Annotated in this window: 18 protein-coding genes and 1 tRNA gene; 13 read left to right on the top strand and 6 right to left on the bottom strand. The window is 61.4% G+C overall.

What is annotated here, in order from left to right; translation table 11 throughout:
* Window positions 1-175: 175 nt before the first annotated feature.
* On the bottom strand, window positions 176-838 hold the full coding sequence (msrA, locus tag NKH37_RS30610) for a peptide-methionine (S)-S-oxide reductase MsrA (RefSeq protein WP_353005891.1): 663 nt from the start codon (window positions 836-838) through the stop codon (window positions 176-178).
* Between the two features lie 72 nt (window positions 839-910).
* Window positions 911-1,234 (bottom strand): hypothetical protein, encoded by a 324-nt coding sequence (locus tag NKH37_RS30605; RefSeq protein ID WP_023719002.1) that lies wholly within the window; start codon window positions 1,232-1,234, stop codon window positions 911-913.
* Window positions 1,235-1,654: 420 nt separating this feature from the next.
* Between NKH37_RS30605 and NKH37_RS30600 the strand changes: the two genes are divergently transcribed.
* Both NKH37_RS30600 and NKH37_RS30595 read left to right on the top strand, forming a co-directional pair.
* A tRNA-Ser gene (locus tag NKH37_RS30600) sits at window positions 1,655-1,744 on the top strand.
* A 184-nt stretch (window positions 1,745-1,928) separates the two neighbouring features.
* A complete protein-coding gene (locus NKH37_RS30595) occupies window positions 1,929-2,417 on the top strand; it encodes a GNAT family N-acetyltransferase (RefSeq protein ID WP_352495472.1) in 489 nt (162 codons plus the stop codon).
* A 419-nt stretch (window positions 2,418-2,836) separates the two neighbouring features.
* Here the strand turns inward: NKH37_RS30595 and NKH37_RS30590 are convergent, their stop codons facing one another.
* The 4 genes from NKH37_RS30590 to NKH37_RS30575 all read right to left on the bottom strand — a co-directional run bounded on the left by NKH37_RS30590 (window position 2,837) and on the right by NKH37_RS30575 (window position 5,386).
* The gene (locus NKH37_RS30590) at window positions 2,837-3,244 is read right to left on the bottom strand and encodes a heme-copper oxidase family protein (RefSeq protein ID WP_023719001.1); all 408 of its coding nucleotides are present in this window, start codon (window positions 3,242-3,244) and stop codon (window positions 2,837-2,839) included.
* 271 nt (window positions 3,245-3,515) lie between these two features.
* On the bottom strand, window positions 3,516-3,788 hold the full coding sequence (locus tag NKH37_RS30585; protein ID WP_031194005.1) for a hypothetical protein: 273 nt from the start codon (window positions 3,786-3,788) through the stop codon (window positions 3,516-3,518).
* Window positions 3,789-4,231: 443 nt separating this feature from the next.
* Window positions 4,232-4,840, bottom strand: a complete 609-nt coding sequence (locus tag NKH37_RS30580; protein ID WP_023718999.1) for a YdeI/OmpD-associated family protein — start codon at window positions 4,838-4,840, stop codon at window positions 4,232-4,234.
* A gap of 120 nt (window positions 4,841-4,960) precedes the next feature.
* Window positions 4,961-5,386, bottom strand: a complete 426-nt coding sequence (locus tag NKH37_RS30575) for a cupin domain-containing protein (protein ID WP_031194003.1) — start codon at window positions 5,384-5,386, stop codon at window positions 4,961-4,963.
* 319 nt (window positions 5,387-5,705) lie between these two features.
* Here NKH37_RS30575 and NKH37_RS30570 point away from each other — a divergent pair, with 319 nt between their 5' ends.
* From NKH37_RS30570 to NKH37_RS30520, 11 genes are all read left to right on the top strand, one after another.
* Window positions 5,706-6,140, top strand: coding sequence for a DUF3597 domain-containing protein (locus tag NKH37_RS30570; protein WP_352483570.1), 435 nt, complete (start codon window positions 5,706-5,708; stop codon window positions 6,138-6,140).
* A 408-nt stretch (window positions 6,141-6,548) separates the two neighbouring features.
* Window positions 6,549-6,779 carry a hypothetical protein gene (locus NKH37_RS30565; RefSeq protein ID WP_353005892.1) on the top strand — a complete coding sequence of 77 codons (231 nt, stop codon included), beginning with the start codon at window positions 6,549-6,551 and terminating at the stop codon, window positions 6,777-6,779.
* Between the two features lie 254 nt (window positions 6,780-7,033).
* Window positions 7,034-7,222, top strand: coding sequence for a DUF3606 domain-containing protein (locus NKH37_RS30560; protein WP_023718995.1), 189 nt, complete (start codon window positions 7,034-7,036; stop codon window positions 7,220-7,222).
* Entirely contained in the window at window positions 7,222-7,404 is a 183-nt protein-coding gene (locus NKH37_RS30555) for a hypothetical protein (protein WP_353005893.1), read from the top strand. The genes NKH37_RS30560 and NKH37_RS30555 overlap by 1 nt, the downstream gene beginning before the upstream one ends.
* Window positions 7,405-7,565: 161 nt before the next feature.
* Entirely contained in the window at window positions 7,566-9,047 is a 1,482-nt protein-coding gene (locus NKH37_RS30550) for a hypothetical protein (protein WP_352495474.1), read from the top strand.
* Window positions 9,048-9,382: 335 nt separating this feature from the next.
* Window positions 9,383-9,472, top strand: a complete 90-nt coding sequence (locus NKH37_RS30545) for a K(+)-transporting ATPase subunit F (RefSeq protein WP_023675300.1) — start codon at window positions 9,383-9,385, stop codon at window positions 9,470-9,472.
* Between the two features lie 25 nt (window positions 9,473-9,497).
* A complete protein-coding gene (gene kdpA, locus NKH37_RS30540) occupies window positions 9,498-11,201 on the top strand; it encodes a potassium-transporting ATPase subunit KdpA (RefSeq protein WP_353005894.1) in 1,704 nt (567 codons plus the stop codon).
* Window positions 11,202-11,414: 213 nt separating this feature from the next.
* Window positions 11,415-13,508 (top strand): potassium-transporting ATPase subunit KdpB, encoded by a 2,094-nt coding sequence (kdpB, locus tag NKH37_RS30535; protein WP_023718990.1) that lies wholly within the window; start codon window positions 11,415-11,417, stop codon window positions 13,506-13,508.
* A gap of 12 nt (window positions 13,509-13,520) precedes the next feature.
* Window positions 13,521-14,090 (top strand): potassium-transporting ATPase subunit KdpC, encoded by a 570-nt coding sequence (gene kdpC / locus NKH37_RS30530; protein WP_023718989.1) that lies wholly within the window; start codon window positions 13,521-13,523, stop codon window positions 14,088-14,090.
* 52 nt (window positions 14,091-14,142) lie between these two features.
* Complete coding sequence (locus NKH37_RS30525) at window positions 14,143-16,878, top strand: DUF4118 domain-containing protein (protein ID WP_023718988.1); 2,736 nt, start codon at window positions 14,143-14,145, stop codon at window positions 16,876-16,878.
* Entirely contained in the window at window positions 16,875-17,567 is a 693-nt protein-coding gene (locus NKH37_RS30520; RefSeq protein WP_023718987.1) for a response regulator transcription factor, read from the top strand. The genes NKH37_RS30525 and NKH37_RS30520 overlap by 4 nt, the downstream gene beginning before the upstream one ends.
* The last annotated feature ends 116 nt before the right edge of the window (window positions 17,568-17,683 follow it).

Raw genomic sequence — 17,683 nt, 5'->3', positions numbered from 1 at the left:
CCCCCCCCCCCCCCCCCCCCCCCCCCCCCCCCCCCCCCCCCCCCCCCGCGCCCCCGCCCCCGCCCCGCGGCCCCGCCGCGCGGGCGCCGCCCCCCCCCCCCCCCCCCCCCCCCCCCCCCGGCGCCGCCCCCCCCCCCCCCCCCCACAGCATATTCCTTGCGTCAGGGGCGCAAAATCAGGCGGAGACGGCAGCCGGAATGGCGCAGGAGACGCCGGTTCCGTGCAGGCCGCAATAGCCGTAGGGGTTCTTCGCCAGATATTGCTGGTGGTCTTCCTCGGCGAAGTAGAATTCCGGCGCCGGCGCGATCTCGGTGGTGATCTTGCCGCGTCCGGCACCGCGCAGCGAAGCCTCGTAAGCATCGCGCGAAGCGAGCGCCGCCTGGTGTTGCGCGTCGTTGAACGTGTAGATCGCCGAACGGTAGGTGGTGCCGACATCATTGCCCTGGCGCATGCCTTGCGTCGGGTCGTGGCTTTCCCAGAACAGCTTCAAAAGCTCGGCATAGGACACGATCTTCGGATCGTAGACGACGAGCACGACTTCGGCATGGCCGGTGAGCCCGGTGCAGGTTTCCTGATAGGTCGGGTTGGGCGTGACGCCGCCAGCATAGCCGGCCGCCGTGACCCAGACGCCATCGACCTGCCAGAACAGGCGCTCGGCACCCCAGAAACAGCCCAGCCCGAACATCGCCGTCTCAAGCCCTTCGGGATAGGGACCCTTGAACGGCCTGTTCGAGACGAAATGCTTCGATGCCGTCGGGATCGGCCGGTCGCGGCCGGGCAACGCCTCGGAGGGCTTCGGCAGGTTGAGCTTCTTGTTCAGCATATCGCTGAGAAACATGTGCGATTTCCTTTTCTTCTTGCTTGAGCCTTCCCCGATCCGGGGAACGCTGGATCCGGGAACGCAGGAATTTTAGGTCGCGGCGAACCGCCCGCTGGGGCGCTGCCGCCTGTAGCCGATGGCATAAAGAACGAAGGCCAGCACCGCGAACACGGCAAAGCCGGGCTGGCTGAGCACCCAGGCGATGGCGCCGTCCCACAGTAACGGATTGAGCTTGTCGCGGACGAAGCTTTCGAAGGCGCTGCGCGTATCCGGCGAGACGGCGAGCCAGCTGGTGTTGAGCGGGGTCATCACCAGCGCCGAAGCCGCCACCGACCGGGTCGCGTCGAGCACGGCCATGATGACCGAAACCGAAAGCGCGACCATTGCAGCGAGACGAAAGACGAAGCGGAACATCCAGACCCTTCCTCCCCAGGAGTTTATCGGAATGTCGTGTCGGACTGTTAAATAGGATTTACCTGCTTCGTCTGCAATCGCGACACGCGAAGTTGAACTTACGCCGGCGGCTTGCACCTGGGCCGGCTGACGAGCCAGACGGCGAAGACGCCGCCGCCGATCGTTTCGAGGCTCCCAACGGTGCCCCCGGCGGCATGGGCAGAACATCCCTATCCGGCAAAGCGAATAGAGTGTCTTGGCATTCGGCACCGGATCGACTAGATGAGCCCCGCGCCTGTTGCTTTGACGGCTCGGGTGCGGGGAAAGGGTATCCGCTGGTTGACGGCGCCCACGGCCGGAATTCCGGGCCGGAATCCCAAAGGAGATGCATCTCCCCAACCCGCACGGCGAAACCGGCCGCGTCGAAGATGCTAAAAGGACGGAGAGGTGGCCGAGTGGTTGAAGGCGCACGCCTGGAAAGTGTGTTTACGGGAGACCGTAACGCGGGTTCGAATCCCGCTCTCTCCGCCAGCTAATCCCGAGAAACCCTTTATTTTCCGGGCGTTTGGTAAGGTTCGGTTAGTAGCCTACTAACCAGCCTACTAATCACTAGGGTCAAAACTCCGCCAATGGCCGAGATGGGTGGAAGACCGACGTTCGTTGACAGAAAGACATCACCGTCGCAGCGTCGTCTACAAAACGGGGAGGTGTCTCAATGTCAGTGGAAATCCGGGCTGCCTCGGAGGCAGACTTTGACGCGCTCGTTCGGCTCAATCAGGTGGTTCAGAGTCTCCATGCTGAATTGCATCCAGACGTTTTCAAACAGGCAGCCGATCCGTCTGCGGTGAGGACATTCTTCGCAGCGAGGCTGGCTGATCCGAAGAGCTCGATCGCGATTGCTGAGATTGATCGTGCTCCAGTCGGCTACGTCTGGTTTGAAATTCAGTCGCTGCCAGAAACGCCGTTCACTTTCCCTCGGCCCCTGATCTATGTGCACCACATCTCGGTTATGCCGGAAGCTCGTCGTCGTGGAGTTGCCGCAGCTTTGATGTGCCATGTTGAACAGCGAGCTGCTTGCGAAGGTTTCGACGAAATTGCTATGGGCATCTGGGCAGCCAATCTCGACGCGCGGCATTTCTTTGGGTCGCAAGGATGCGTTCCGTACAACATTGCACTTTGCAAGAAGCTTGTGAGAGTCAGCTAAGGGTCAGCAAGCGGACGTTTGAATTACGGTGACAGTGCACTTTGAATTACGGCGACAGAATTACGGTGACAGTGCACTATTTGTCATGTTTGCTCGGCTGTCGCTGTGCGTAAATTGAACGCATGGCTCGACTTGCATTACCGCGCCGCCGATGTCGTGCAACCGATGGGCAGCGAAGCACTTCTCGACCGTGATTGCCGAGCAAACCGGAAAGAGCAGTGAAATTGGGAAACGCGACAGGCGGGAAAAAGAAAATGGTGCACTGTCACCGTAATTCGTAATTTGCAGAGGGCGCGAAGGATCGCTACTGAGCGGCTCCATCTGCGCCGCACCCCTTACCCCAGATCAGCCCACAAGCCGAACGACCCGCGCTCCACCAGAGCGCGGGCTTCGACAGGTTCGTTAGTGTCGCTACGCGTCTAGCGCGGAACCGCTTGTATTCCCGAGACCGAGCGCTCTGTTTCGCCGGAGAAAACCACGAAGGCAAAGATCAGCACGGCGACAGCGACAATCATTGAGCCGGTGGCGACGATCGGCTCGAGCGCCGGATTTCCCTGCAGCATCAGGTAAAGCGCCGGCAACATCACGACCAGGCCGAGATTGTACACGCCATAGTGGATCATCGCCGTCCTGCGGGCAGCCTTCGCCGGGTTCAGCGCATAGTAGCCGCCGAATATTGCACTAGTGACCCATCCCAGCAGGTTGATGTGCGCGTGAGCCGGAAACGCGCCGTGATCGCCTGAAATTGCCATCTGCAGGCCAGCTGCAATTCCCAGAATAAGAAAGACGATGGCTGTCTTGAAAAAGAGCTCCGAAACCTTAGGCATGTCATTCTCCCAAACCCGTTTTGCCGCCGCATCATGCTTTGTTTCCGGCGACCTTGCCAAGGGGGGACGTCGGGCCTGCCGAACCATTTGTTGGCGGCCTGACGGCCCGTTGGCGGCCGGCCGCCGGGCCTGGCCGGTTGCGAGTCCAGCCGGTAAAAAATATGCGCTCACGCTAATTTGATTGCAATATCACCCGCCAGGCTTCCACGTCGTTCTCACAAGGGAAGTGTCCTGCACGATGGTGGTGCCATACGCGCCAAAGGTCAGCCCGTCAGTGTTGCAGCAAGGCCTCGCCAAACTTCTCCCACAGCTGTGTGCAATCTGTTGCTCTGAGGCTGGGGGTTCCGAGTGGGCCATATCGGATGACGGCGGCGTGAACATCATAGCCAACGATAGGTGCATTGGCGACAAAGTGGATAGCCTCGCCCAATCGGCGAGAGCCAATTGGCGCATCGGTTTTGTTGGTGATGTCGAAGACACCACAAATATCCACTTCCTGATTTCTGGCTGCCAACGCAGCTTCCATTACCTGTTCGTGCATCATCGAAATCTCTCCTAACGGTCTAAGTCTAAGAACCGCGGCTTTTGCCGGTCCGGCAGCTGACAACCGCCAAGTCGAAGTGCCTTTTGCAGCATCTCGATTGGCTCTTGCTGCGAGCCACTCCGCGCGCTCCCGCGGCAAGCCGATAAGGCAACTGCCCGCGAAATCCGCAGGCACGTCCACGGTCGCATCAAACACGGCCCACGTGCCAGTCGGCTCCTGAACGGGCAAAAACCTCATAACAGCGCCTGCTAATATACCATACCGACTGTGAGGACGGAGCTTTGTTCCTGCATCGATCAAACGAATGAGAGATGTTGTCGAAATGTCAGGCGACGCTCGCCGAAAACAATCGTCGGCGACATCGCCAGGATCGAAGGCTGAGCAGCGATCCGGCCGCATTCGGGACAAGCACAAGATGCGGGAGACAAGCGCGGTCAGAATGTTCAGCCAGAATCGCGTTTTCGTTGCGGATGGATGGTCTCGCCGCGCTTCAGCATCTCCACGAACGCCGCGATCTTCTTCTTGCGTCCGGCTTCGGTCTTCATGTTGTGGGTGCGGAAGGCGAGCGCGAAGCGGTTTTGCTCGCTGAGCTTCGCCAGCATCTCTTTCGCCTTGGGCTCGGCGTCTATTGCCGCCTGGAGGTCGTCGGGGATCTTCATTTCCTTGCCGCTCCTATAGGCGCGCGCCCAGCGGCCGTCGGCCTTGGCTGCCTCGGCCTGCCTCAGCCCATGCTCGGTCATCCGGCCCTCCTCGATCAGCCGGGCGACATTGTCGACGTTGATCTGGCTCCAGGTGCTCTTCTTGCCGCGCGGGGTATAACGCTGCAAATAGCTTTTGCCGTCCAGGGCCTTGCGCACCGCATCGATCCAGCCCCAGCATAACGCCACGTCGATGGCTTGCTTCGGCGTGATCGACGGCAGCCCCGAATCGCGCTTATGGATCTTGATCCAGACTTCGTCCTCGCTGTCGTGATGCTCGCCAAGCCAGGCATGGAAGCTTTCGGCATCCCTGAACTCGCGCACCTTGGCCGGGTCGACCTTGACGGGCGCCATCAGCCGGTCCGCCCGTGACACAGGCGCGTAACGACGCCGAACCGCTTGCCGGCCGCGCGCGCGCTCATCTCAGCTCCAAGTCCGCAATCCGCAGGCCGGATGATTCCCGCTGGCACGCGTTCAGCCTGCGCGATTGGGCGTGCCGAGGACATGGGATTTCGGCGGCAGCATGACGTCGTCGAATGTCTGCGTGAACATCGCCGCCGCAAAGAAAGCGACGGCGCGCAGGGTTTCGGTGCCGGTGTTGACGAGGTCGTGCCGGACCGGCGTCGGAAGTACCAGGACGCTGCCGGGCCTGACCGGGTGGATGCTGCCGCCCTCGATGTGCAGCTCGCCGGTGCCGGCGATGATGTATTGCGTCTCCTCGGTGGCGTCGGTGTGCCAGCCGAGCCGCTTGCCGGGCTCGATCTCGTAGACAATGACTGAGGACTGGGTGGTGCCGTGCCCGCCGTAAACCGCGAAAGCGCCGGCCCATTTGACCGACGGATCGTCCTCTGCCCAAACCAGCGAACGTTCGAGCCTGTCGGATGCGACGACTGCTGTCATGGCTTCGTTCCTCTCAGCGAATGGCGAACACGAATCTAGATGATTTTTCTGGTCTGCGTCAGCAAAACTGGCTGCCAACCGTTTCCTCGCCCATTGCGCGTAACTATTTGTCGTGCCGCGATCTGACCATTCTACTCTGGGATCGGATCACTGAGCCGATTTCACCATGCAACCAAGCCTTTACCTTTCAGCCAGTTTGGAGTTGCCCCTGCGTTGCGTTCGTGGTCCGGTACAACCAGGGCGCTCAATGCGAATTCGGCAACGGTCGCCTCACCGACCGTCAAGGCAACACACCGTGAAGGCAACCCAGGAGATAGCAATGGGCATTTTCGACAGTATCAAAGGTGCGATTTTCGGAAACGCGGTTGCGGCCGAAGCGCCGCCGGCGCAACCGTCTCCCGCGCCTGCTTCGAGCACGGCCACCCAGCCGACGGCGCCTACCCGACCCGACCCGGCTGCAACCCCGGCTCCGGCAACGCCATCCGCGCCGTCCTCTGCTCCTGACATCGCTGCCATTCTCGACAAGGCGGTGGCCGCGAAAGGGCAAAAGCTCAACTGGAAGAATTCGATCGTCGACCTGATGAAGGCTCTGAATATCGATAGCAGCCTCGGCGCCCGCAAGGAGCTTGCTCACGAGCTGAACTACACCGGCGACATGAACGACACCGTAACGATGAATCTGTGGCTGCATGATGCACTGATGAAAAAGCTGGTCGAGAATGGCGGCAAGCTTCCGAGCGATCTGGCCGCCTAGAGTCATAAGACAAGCAATTCCAGGAAAACGTGTGAACGGTTTTCCATCCGGAATTGCGTCAAACAAAAAAGACAGACCGGTTCGGCGTTCCGTGAAACGAAGAACCGTCCTGGTCCTGCCCGCACCGTGGTTCTTGCTGCGCTGACTTCGACCGCAACCGAGCAGACCCGACTGCCAAGCAATCAAACTGCCAAGTAAATAAATTGAGACCCATCCCGGCCGCCGGGATGGGTCTGTGGCGAAGTCGCATGGCACAAAAGTGCTGCCGCCTCGCGCCTGGATTGCCTCACGCAAAACCGACGATTTCGGTCGCTGCCCCGCGCGCTGGTAGGACCACCATTTCGCTGGCGAAACCCGACGTTCGGCGTATCATTCTCGCGGGAGAGGGTTCATGGTGGGAGGAAGCCAATGAACGTGGTGCAGAGGGTGACTGTCGCCGACTTGACGGCCCAAGAGCTTGTTTCATCTGCGCTTTCAAGATTCGGCGCCGGCGACACCGTATCGACGAGGGCGATGCTGGACATCGTTCGCCGGACGGCCCCGGCCTGCGGTGACAGTGACGACGATCTGGTCGAGATTATCGTCATGACGGCCGTTGGTAGGACCATGGGGGTCGTGTTCGACCATCGCTACCCTTAGCAATCCGCAACGAATACCAGGCTGCGCCCAGGAGCAGTGGCGGGCGGTTGGCAGCGCGCGGCGGAAATTACTGGTGCGGCCAAGGAAGCGAGCCTTTTTGTGCGCGAAGGCCAGCCTGGCGCCGTGCCCTTGCTTTGAGCAAAAACCGCCGCTCATGTCGGGTCATGCCCGAGGGTAGGCAACTGGGCGACACGCTCGAAGGAACTCGCTGAAATCTTGCCCGTTATGCTCTCGTTGAGATGAGGAGAGCTGCCATGGCCGACGACAAAACCAGGACCGACAGTCGCGACCGCTCACGAGTGGCGGGCGGCGAAGACTATGAGGTACGCCATTTCGCCGAGGAAGCGGGCATTACCCCTGATCAGGCACGCACGCTGATCAAGCGCCACGGCACCGACCGCAAGGTGCTGAACGAAATCGCCGAGAGCATAAGAGCGTCGTAATGGCTAACAAGAAAACCGCAATGGCCGACCGCAAGACGCGCGATCCGGACGAAAAGAAGGCTCTGCACCTGGCCGAAACCACCGACGTTTCGCCGAAGCAGGCGAAGGATCTGATGCGCAAGCACGGCAAGGACAGCCCGAAAATCGAGAAGGAAGCCAAGAACTTCAAGGCCGAGGGCTGAACGGCCGGAGGTCTGCCCCTCACCCGCAACTTAGTAGTCGCTGCTCAACGTGCCCAGCCGGTTAGACGCGCGGCACAGGGTTGTGGCCGCAATCCTGCAGCTTATCGGTTTTCTAACAAATTCGGGCTATCCCTTCCGCTATCGCGGCTCAGGGATGCCATATGCGCGGGATGTCTGGTGAGGCGAGGCCGTCGATAGACGACATACGGCATGTGAGGTTGGTGTTTTGCCTGCTGGCGGCCGTCGTGATGGCGACGGCGCTCCTCGCCTTTGCCACCTCCCTCCTGCAGGATCCCGATAGCTGGTGGCACATCAAGGTCGGCATGGATATGCTGGCAAGCCGCACATTCCCCTCCGTCGACATTTACTCCTACACTTTTGCCGGCCAGCCATGGATCGCCAAGGAATGGCTTAGCCAGGTTCTCCTTGCCCTTGCCTTCGAAGCCGGCGGCTGGAACGGCGTGGTACTGCTGGCGACTGCGGTAATCGCGCTGACGGCCTTCTTGACGTCGTGGTATCTCAGCGCGTCGTTGAAGCCGACGCTGGCGATAGCACTGACACTGGTGCTCGCGCTCTTGATCGGGCCAATCTATGTCGCCCGACCCCACATCTTTACCTTGCCCATTATCGTCGTCTGGACCGCCGGTCTTTTCCAAGCCGCACGCAACGAGAAAGCGCCGCCTCTATGGCTGCTGGCGCTGCTTTGCCTGTGGGCCAATCTCCATGCCACCTTCACCTTCGGTTTCATTATCGCCGCCTTCGCCGGCCTCGATCTCGTCATGCGCACGCGCTTGTCGAACTCCCGGCTGCTGGCCAAGTGGATCGCTTTCGGGCTGCTTTGCCCGCTGGTCAGCCTGCTCAATCCCTATGGCGTCAAGGCCATACTCGCCACATTCACCGTGGCCTATGGCAATGAGGCGGTGCCTTACATTGCGGAGTGGCAACCCTTCGACGCCTCGCGGCATACCCTCCAGGAGGTGGCCCTGCTGGTGGCGTTTTTCGGGCTGCTCGTGTCGAGATTGCGTATTGGCTGGGCCAAGGCGCTGTTCCTTGTCTTCACCTTGCACGTCTATCTCACCCACATACGGTTCATGTACCTGTTCTTTCTTCTTGTCCCGGTCGTCCTTGCCGTCGAGGTTGCGCAACAATATCCAGCGCTTTCAGCCCCTACATGGGCCGCGGAAAAGCGCGACGGACTTGAACAATTTTTCGCGCGGCAATTTTCCAGAATTTGCGCTGGACTTGCCGTTTTGCTGGTTTTGGCGGCCGCGGTCTTCCTGGCCTATCCGGTCGTGCCGAGCCAGAAGACTTCGGCGAGGGATGCGCTGGCCTTCGCCCAAGCCCATAATCTGTCAGGCAATCTGCTGAATTCCTACAATTTCGGCGGCACGCTGATTTTCCATGGCATCAAGACGTTTATCGACGGCCGGGCGGATCAGCTCTTCCTGAACGGCTTTACGGAAACGGATGAGCAGACTGGGCACAGCCGGGGCAAGCCGATCCTGAAAGCCCAACTCGAGAAATATGCGATAGGCTGGGCATTGTTGACCGCCGACGACAGCCGCATTCCGTTCTTCGACGAACTGGGCTGGAAGCGGGCCTATGCGGACGATTACGCTCTGATCTATACCCGCGCAGACTGATCCCCGGCAGCTTCGCGCGCCGGTGCGCACCTCCCCCTGAAGCTGTGGCCAGCGCCGAGGCGGCGAAATCCTTATGGGATTTTGATTTCTTTGCTCCGCGTCCCGTCTCGAACCTTTATGGCACTTTGATCCATATTCGGCAGAGCGATGTATCCGGCCGCCGATGTGAAGCGGTGAGCGGGCTTGGACAGTTTTGTCCAAGTTGAAAAGAACAAACTCAATATAGGAAATTGCACGATGGACATCATTGTTGTCGGGATAGGAATCTCGTTCTTTGCTCTATGCTTCGGTTACATCAAAGCCTGCGACGGGCTGTAAGTTTAGGGGATCGAAACATGCTCTTCGACTATATCCTCGGCGGCGCCGTGACCCTGTTCCTTCTCGCTTACCTGACATACGCCCTCGTTCGCCCGGAACGCTTCTGATCTCCGCTGGCAAGGAGCCAACCCCATGACAATCAACGGATGGCTGCAGATCCTCGTCTATTGCGGGATCGTCGTTTTGCTGGCCAAGCCGCTCGGCGGCTACATGCATCGCGTTTTCAGCGGCGAGCGCACATTCCTGTCGCCAATTCTGGCCCCGCTCGAGCGCGGGCTCTACCGTATGTCCGGGACCAGCGAGCGCGAGGAGCAGCACTGGACCTCCTATGCGGCGGCCCTGCTGTTCGTTAACCTGGCCGGCTTCCTGGTGCTCTATTTCCTGCAGCGGCTGCAAGGCGGCCTGCCCTACAATCCGGCCGGCATGACCGCCGTCGAACCTGGGCTTGCCTTCAACACCGCCGCCAGCTTCATGACCAACACCAACTGGCAGAACTACGGCGGCGAAAGCACGATGTCCTATCTCGTGCAGATGGCCGGCTTGACCGTGCAGAACTTTCTGTCGGCCGCGACCGGCATCGCCATCGCGGTCGCACTGATCCGCGGTTTTGCTAGAGCCTCAGGCAAATCGATCGGCAATTTCTGGGTCGATATGACCCGCTGCACGCTCTATCTGCTTGTGCCGTTCTGCATCGTGTTGACGCTTGTCTATGTCTATCTCGGTATGCCGCAGACGGTTGGTGCTTACGTCAACGCGACGACGCTGGAAGGCGCGCAACAGACGATCGCGGTCGGGCCGGTCGCTTCGCAGGTTGCCATCAAGATGCTCGGCACCAATGGCGGCGGCTTCTTCAACGCCAATGCAGCGCATCCCTTCGAAAATCCCGACGCGATCTCGAACCTGATCCAGATGGTGACGATCTTCACCTTCGGCGCGGCGCTAACCAATGTCTTCGGTCGCATGGTCGGCAACCAGCGCCAGGGCTGGGCAATTCTGTCGGCGATGGGCGTGCTGTTCATCGCCGGCGTTGCCGTCTGCTACTGGGCCGAGGCCGCCGGCAATCCGCTCGTCCATGCGCTGGGCATCGACGGCGGCAACATGGAGGGCAAGGAAAGCCGCTTCGGCATCGCTCTGTCGGCACTGTTTGCCGTCATCACCACCGCCGCGTCCTGCGGCGCGGTCAACGCCATGCATGACAGCTTCACCGCACTCGGCGGCATGATCCCCATCATCAACATGCAGCTCGGCGAGGTCATTGTCGGCGGCGTCGGGGCCGGCTTCTACGGTATCCTGATGTTCATCGTGATCGCCGTCTTCGTTGCCGGGCTGATGGTCGGACGCACGCCCGAATATCTCGGCAAGAAGATCGAGGCCAAGGAGGTCAAGATGGCAATGCTGGCCGTCCTCTGCCTGCCGCTGGCGATGCTGGTCTTCACCGCCATCGCGGTGGTGCTGCCGACCGGCGTTGCTTCCATCGCCAACGCCGGCCCGCACGGCTTCTCCGAGGTCCTCTATGCCTACACCTCGGCCGCGGCGAACAATGGCTCCGCCTTTGGCGGTCTCAGCGGCAACACGCCCTGGTACAACATAACGCTCGGCATCGGCATGCTGATGGGCCGCTTCCTGGTCATTATTCCGGCGCTGGCGATTGCTGGATCGCTGGTGGCGAAGAAGACCGTCCCTGCCTCCGCCGGCACCTTCCCGACCGACGGTCCGCTGTTCGTCGGGCTGTTGGTCGGTGTCATCCTGATCGTTGGTGGCCTGACCTTCTTCCCGGCCCTGGCGGTCGGACCGATCGTCGAGCACCTGGCGATGATTCACCGTCAGACATTCTGAAACGGCCATGCCCTGGTTCAAGATCATATCTCGAAAGGCCCGGCATCGTCCCGAGCCGGAGGGGGAGAAAACACCTCCTCCTTTCCCGACCCTGTCCACATTCCTCGCTATTGCGGCAGCCTTGATCATTATCTGGCTGCTGGCTTACGGGCCGCCGCACCTTCGTTCGGCACACGATCGACCGGTCACCAACATCGACACTGGAGCCACCAAATGAGCCAGTCGAAATCCGTGAGCATCATGGATCCCCGCATTCTGTTGCCCGCCATCGGCGGATCCTTCAGAAAACTGAACCCGCGCACCTTGATGCGAAACCCGGTGATGTTCGTCGTCGCCGTCGTCTCGGCGCTCACCACCGTGCTGTTCGTCAAAGATCTCGTTACCAGCGGCGGCGATCTTGGCTTCACGCTGCAGATCATCATCTGGCTGTGGTTCACAGTGCTTTTCGCCAACTTCGCCGAAGCGGTGGCCGAAGGCCGCGGCAAGGCGCAAGCAGACTCGCTGCGTCGGGCGCGAACCGAGACGCAAGCCAAGCTGTTGAACGGCGGCGATCGGAGCAAGTTCAAGCTGGTGCCCGGCACCAGCCTGAAGGTCGGCGATATCGTGCTTGTCGAAGCCGGCGACATCATCCCCTCGGATGGCGAGGTGGTCGAAGGCGTGGCTTCGGTCAACGAGGCGGCGATCACTGGCGAATCCGCACCTGTCATCCGCGAATCCGGAGGCGATCGTTCGGCGGTGACCGGCGGCACGCAAGTCTTGTCCGACTGGATCCGGGTGCGCATCACCGCGGCTTCCGGCCATACGTTCCTCGACCGCATGATCTCGCTGGTCGAAGGCGCCGAGCGCCAGAAGACACCCAACGAGATCGCGCTCAACATCCTGCTCGTCGGCATGACGCTGATCTTCGTGCTGGCGACAGCGACGATCCCGAGTTTTGCCTCCTATTCGGGCGGCTATATCTCGGTGACGGTGCTGGTCGCCCTGTTCGTCACGCTGATCCCGACCACGATCGGCGCCCTGCTGTCGGCCATCGGCATCGCCGGCATGGACCGCCTGGTGCGTTTCAACGTGCTCGCCATGTCGGGCCGCGCCGTCGAGGCGGCCGGCGATGTCGACACGCTGCTGCTCGACAAGACCGGCACGATCACGCTGGGCAACCGCCAGGCAACGGCATTCCGTCCGGTCAGGGGCGTCACCGAACAGGAACTGGCCGACGCCGCCCAACTTGCCTCGCTTGCCGACGAAACGCCGGAAGGCCGCTCGATCGTCGTGCTGGCGAAGGAGAAATACGCCATCCGCGCCCGCGACATGGCAAGCCTGCACGCGAGTTTCGTGCCCTTCACCGCGCAAACCCGCATGAGCGGCGTCGACCTGGAAGGCTCCTCGGTCCGCAAGGGCGCAGTCGATGCGGTGCTTGCCCGCGTCAACCTCTCGACCATTGCCACAGGCAGTACGCGCCCCGGCAGCGACACCGTCCGCGACCTTCAAACCATCGCCGACGAGATCGCCAAATCCGGCGGCACCCCGCTGGCGGTCGAGCGCGATGGGCGCCTGCTCGGCGTCGTCCACCTGAAGGACATCGTCAAGGGCGGCATCGCAGAACGCTTTGCCGAATTGCGCCGCATGGGCATCCGCACGGTGATGATCACCGGCGACAATCCGATGACCGCGGCGGCGATCGCGGCGGAAGCCGGCGTCGACGACTTCCTTGCCCAGGCGACGCCCGAGGACAAGCTGAAGCTGATCCGCGACGAACAGGCCAAGGGCAAGCTGGTCGCGATGTGCGGTGATGGCACCAACGACGCGCCGGCGCTTGCGCAGGCCGATGTCGGCGTCGCCATGAACACCGGCACGGTCGCGGCACGCGAGGCCGGCAACATGGTCGATCTCGACAGCGATCCGACCAAGCTGATCGAGATCGTCGAAATCGGCAAGGCGCTGCTGATGACGCGTGGTTCGCTGACGACCTTCTCCATCGCCAACGACGTCGCAAAGTATTTTGCCATCATCCCGGCAATATTCGCCGTCTTCTACATCGCCCCGGGCCAAACCGCCGGGCCGCTGCAAGCGCTCAACGTCATGCATCTGGCAACGCCGCAGAGCGCTATCCTCTCGGCCATCATCTTCAACGCGCTGATCATCATCGCGCTGATCCCGCTGTCGCTGAGGGGCGTCAAATACCGCGCTGTCGGCGCCGGTGCGCTGCTCAGCCGCAATCTCATAGTCTACGGCCTTGGCGGCGTCGTCGTGCCCTTCGTCGGCATCAAGGTGATCGACATGGCCATCACTGCTCTCGGTCTCGCATAAGGAACCACGTCGATGCTCAATCAAATCAGGCCCGCTATCGTCATGATCGTCTTCTTCTCCGTTCTGACGGGTTTGGTCTATCCGATCGGCATGACCGGCATTGCCCAGGCGCTGTTTCCGGGCCAGGCCAATGGCAGCCTGATCGAGAGGAACGGCAAGGTCATCGGTTCCGAGCTGATCGGCCAGACTTTCACCAGCGACCGCTACTTCCATGGCCGTCCGTCAGCTGCCGGCGACGGTTACAATGCCGCCGCCTCGGGCGGCTCAAATCTCGGCCCGACTAACCCGAAGCTGATCGACCGTATCAAGAGCGACGCCGAAAAGTTGAGGGCCGAAAACCCGAACCAGCCGGTGCCGATGGATCTGGTCACCACGTCCGGCAGCGGCCTCGATCCGCATATCAGCCCCGATGCGGCCTATTTTCAGGTCACCAGGGTGGCCAGGGCCAGGAACGTCGATGAATCCAGGATCAAATCGCTTGTCGACAGCCATGTCGAGGATCGCGAATTGGGCTTTATAGGCGAGCCGGTGGTCAATGTGCTGGCCCTCAACCTTGCGCTGGACGATGCCACGAAACAATGATGGCGGGCGCCGGGATCGACACCGAAGCCGGCGCCGTTCATGATTGATCCTAATGCCAGACGACAGCCGCACCGCCGAAACCAGGCCCTCTCCCGACGCGCTGCTTGAGCATGCCGAGCGGGAGGAGCGAGGTCGCCTGAGGATATTTCTCGGCGCCGCTCCCGGTGTCGGCAAGACCTACGAGATGCTGATGTCAGGCCGCGCCAGGCTGGCCGACGGGATCGACGTGGTGATCGGCATCGTCGAGACGCATGGTCGCAAGGAGACGCAGACGCTGGTCGAAGGCTACGAGGTCATTCCTCGCCTTGAGATCGACTACAAGGGGCGCATTCTCGAGGAGATGGATCTCGACGCCATCCTCGCCCGGCGCCCGGCGCTGGTTCTGGTCGACGAACTCGCCCACACCAACGTCGCCGGCAGCCGCCACCCCAAGCGCTACCTCGACGTCCAGGAAATCCTGACGCACGGGATCGATGTCTACACGACACTGAACATCCAGCACGTCGAAAGCCTGAACGACGTCGTGGCCCAGATCACACGCGTCAGGGTGCGTGAAACCGTCCCCGACTCCATCATCGATCAAGCCGACGATGTCGAGATCATCGACCTCACCCCCGACGACCTGATCAAGCGGCTGGAGGAAGGCAAGGTCTACTTCCCCAACACCGCCCAGCGCGCCATCGAGAACTATTTCTCGCCGGGCAATCTGACGGCGCTCAGGGAGTTGGCGCTTCGCCGCACCGCCCAGCGGGTCGATGAGCAGTTGCTCAACCATATGCAGGCACACGCCATCCCGGGACCGTGGGCGGCCAGCGAGCGTGTCCTGGTCTGGGTCGATGAGGATCCGCGCAGCGCGTCGCTTGTACGCTATGCCCGCCGCCAGGCAGAGCGGCTTCGCGCCTCGTGGCTGGCGCTCTATGTCGAGACGCCACGCTCGACCGGGCTGTCCGAGCAGGATCGCGACAGGCTGGCATCAACGCTTCGCCTTGCTGAACAATTGGGCGGTGTTGCCGTGACCATACCTGGCCACGACGTTGCCGTAGACATCCTGCGCTATGCGGCGGCCAATAACGTTACCCACATCATCACTGGCAAGCCACGCAAGTCGCGCTGGCGGCAGTTATTTGACGGCTCCGTCACTTATGACCTGATACGCGATGCCGGCAAGATCAGCGTTCACGTCGTCTCCGGTGACGCCCAGGCGCAAGTCCCGCCGTCGCGGGGGCTGACTCCCGCTCAACCACCGCGCCTCGACATCAGGCCCTATCTGACTGTCGTCTTCTATGTCGTGGCAGGGCTGTTGTTCGGCGAATTGCTGTCGCGCGTGCTGGATGTGCGCAACATCGCTCTTGTCTTTCTCATGGCTGTGCTGGCGTCAGCGGTCACGGCCGGGCTTTGGCCGGCGATATTCGCTTCCGTTCTCAGCGCCGTGGTCTTCAATTTCTTCTTCCTCGATCCGCTCTACACGCTGAATATCAGCGATCCTGAAAGCGCCGTCGCACTCGGCTTCTTCTTCTGCGTGGCGATCATCGCCAGCAATTTGACGGCTCGGGTGCAGCGCCAGGTCGTGGCAGCACAATCCCGCGCCCGCACTACCGAGGATCTCTATTTGTTCTCCAAGAAACTGGCCGGAACGGGCACGCTCGACGACGTTCTCTGGGCGACTGCCTTCCAGATCGCCTCGATGCTGAAGCTTCGCGTGGTGCTGCTTCTGCCGGAGAACGGCACGATTGTGGTCAAGGCCGGCTACCCGCCCGACGACACGCTGGCCGAGGCAGACATTGCCGCAGCGCTCTGGGCCTGGGAACACAACCGCGCCGCCGGGCGCGGCGCCGACACGCTGCCGGGCGCAAAACGCCTCTATCTGCCCTTGCGGACCGGACGCACGGCGGTGGGCGTCGTTGGCCTCGACAACGACAAGCAAGGCCCGCTGCTGACACCCGACCAGCAGCGTCTGCTCGATGCGCTCGCCGACCAGGCGGCGGTCGCCATCGAGCGCATCCAGCTCGTCGCCGATGTTGACCGGGCCAAGCTTGCGGCCGAGGCAGACCGTCTGCGCTCGGCCTTGCTCACCTCCATTTCCCACGATTTGAAAACGCCGCTTGCCGCCATCATGGGCGCGGCCGGAACACTCAGGGACTTCGAAGCCGCGCTTCCCGAGCAGGACCGGGCGGGACTGCTGTCGACCGTGCTTGATGAATCGGAAAGGCTGAACCGCTTCATCGCCAATCTGCTCGACATGACCAAGATAGAGTCCGGCACGATGGAGCCAAATTATGCGTTCCACTATGTCGGCGACATTGTCGGCTCAGCCCTGCATCGGGCCCGCAAAATCGTCGGCGAGCACAAGACCGAGATCGATATTCCATCGGATCTGCCGATGTTGCGTGTCGATCCCGTTCTGTTCGAGCAGGTGCTGTTCAATCTCCTCGACAATGCCGCAAAATACGCGCCGCCAGGTTCGACGATCCGCCTGCAGGCCTGGGCCGACAATGGCAGCGTCATCCTGCAGATCATGGATGAGGGACCAGGCATTCCGCCAGCGGACCTGGAGCGCGTTTTCGACACTTTCTACCGTGTGCGCAAGGGTGACCAGGTGCGTGCCGGCACCGGGCTCGGATTGTCGATTTGCCGCGGCTTCATCGAAGCGATGGGCGGGACGCTCTCGGCGGCGAACAGGACCGACCGCTCGGGCGCGGTTTTCACCATAAGAATGCCGGTGCCGGCAGAACTCCCCGATGTCGGTGAACCCGATGCTGACGATCGAAACATGGACCACCTGTCATGACGAATTTGGACGTCAGGATATTGGTGGTCGACGACGAGCCGCCGATCCGGAAACTGCTTCGCGTCGGGCTCGGCAGCCAAGGCTATGCGATCAGCGAGGCGCCGAACGCCAGCGCGGCGATTGAACTCATGGAGACGGAAAAGCCGGACCTGGTCCTCCTCGATCTCGGCCTGCCCGGCATGAGCGGGCATGAGCTGCTGCGCAAATGGCGGGATGATGGCCTGGACATTCCCGTGGTTATTCTTTCGAGCCGCACTGATGAGGCCGGCATCGTCTCGGCCCTCGAACTCGGCGCCGACGATTATGTCACCAAGCCGTTCGGTATGAACGAGCTTGTGGCACGCATCCGCGTGGCGCTGCGCCACAAGTTCCAGCAGCAGGGTGAGAAACCGGTGTTCCACACCGGCGACCTCTCCGTCGATCTGGTGAAGCGCATCGTCAAGGTCGAGGACAAGGAGATAAAGCTCTCGCCGAAGGAATACGACATCCTCCGCATCCTCGTACAGCACGCCGGCAAGGTTCTCACCCACCAATTCCTGCTGAAGCAGGTCTGGGGCGATTCCACCGACGTTCAATATCTCAGGGTCTATGTCCGGCAACTCAGGCAAAAGATCGAAAAGATGCCCGACCAGCCCCGTTATATCACCACCGAGACCGGCGTCGGATATCGGCTGCGCGAAGTCGAGTGAAATGGGAGAGCCAGCCTCGCGTACCGCAATGCCTCCTCAAAGCCGGCAGGACGACGTAGCAATTCGCCGCGAATCAGCGGCGGCCATGGCATCGCCGGGCAAAACCCCTATATTAA

Source organism: Mesorhizobium sp. M1217 (assembly GCF_040318275.1).
Lineage (GTDB): Bacteria > Pseudomonadota > Alphaproteobacteria > Rhizobiales > Rhizobiaceae > Mesorhizobium.
Note: the sequence above shows the minus strand (reverse complement) of the source record. Positions and strands in the feature narration are given on the sequence as shown.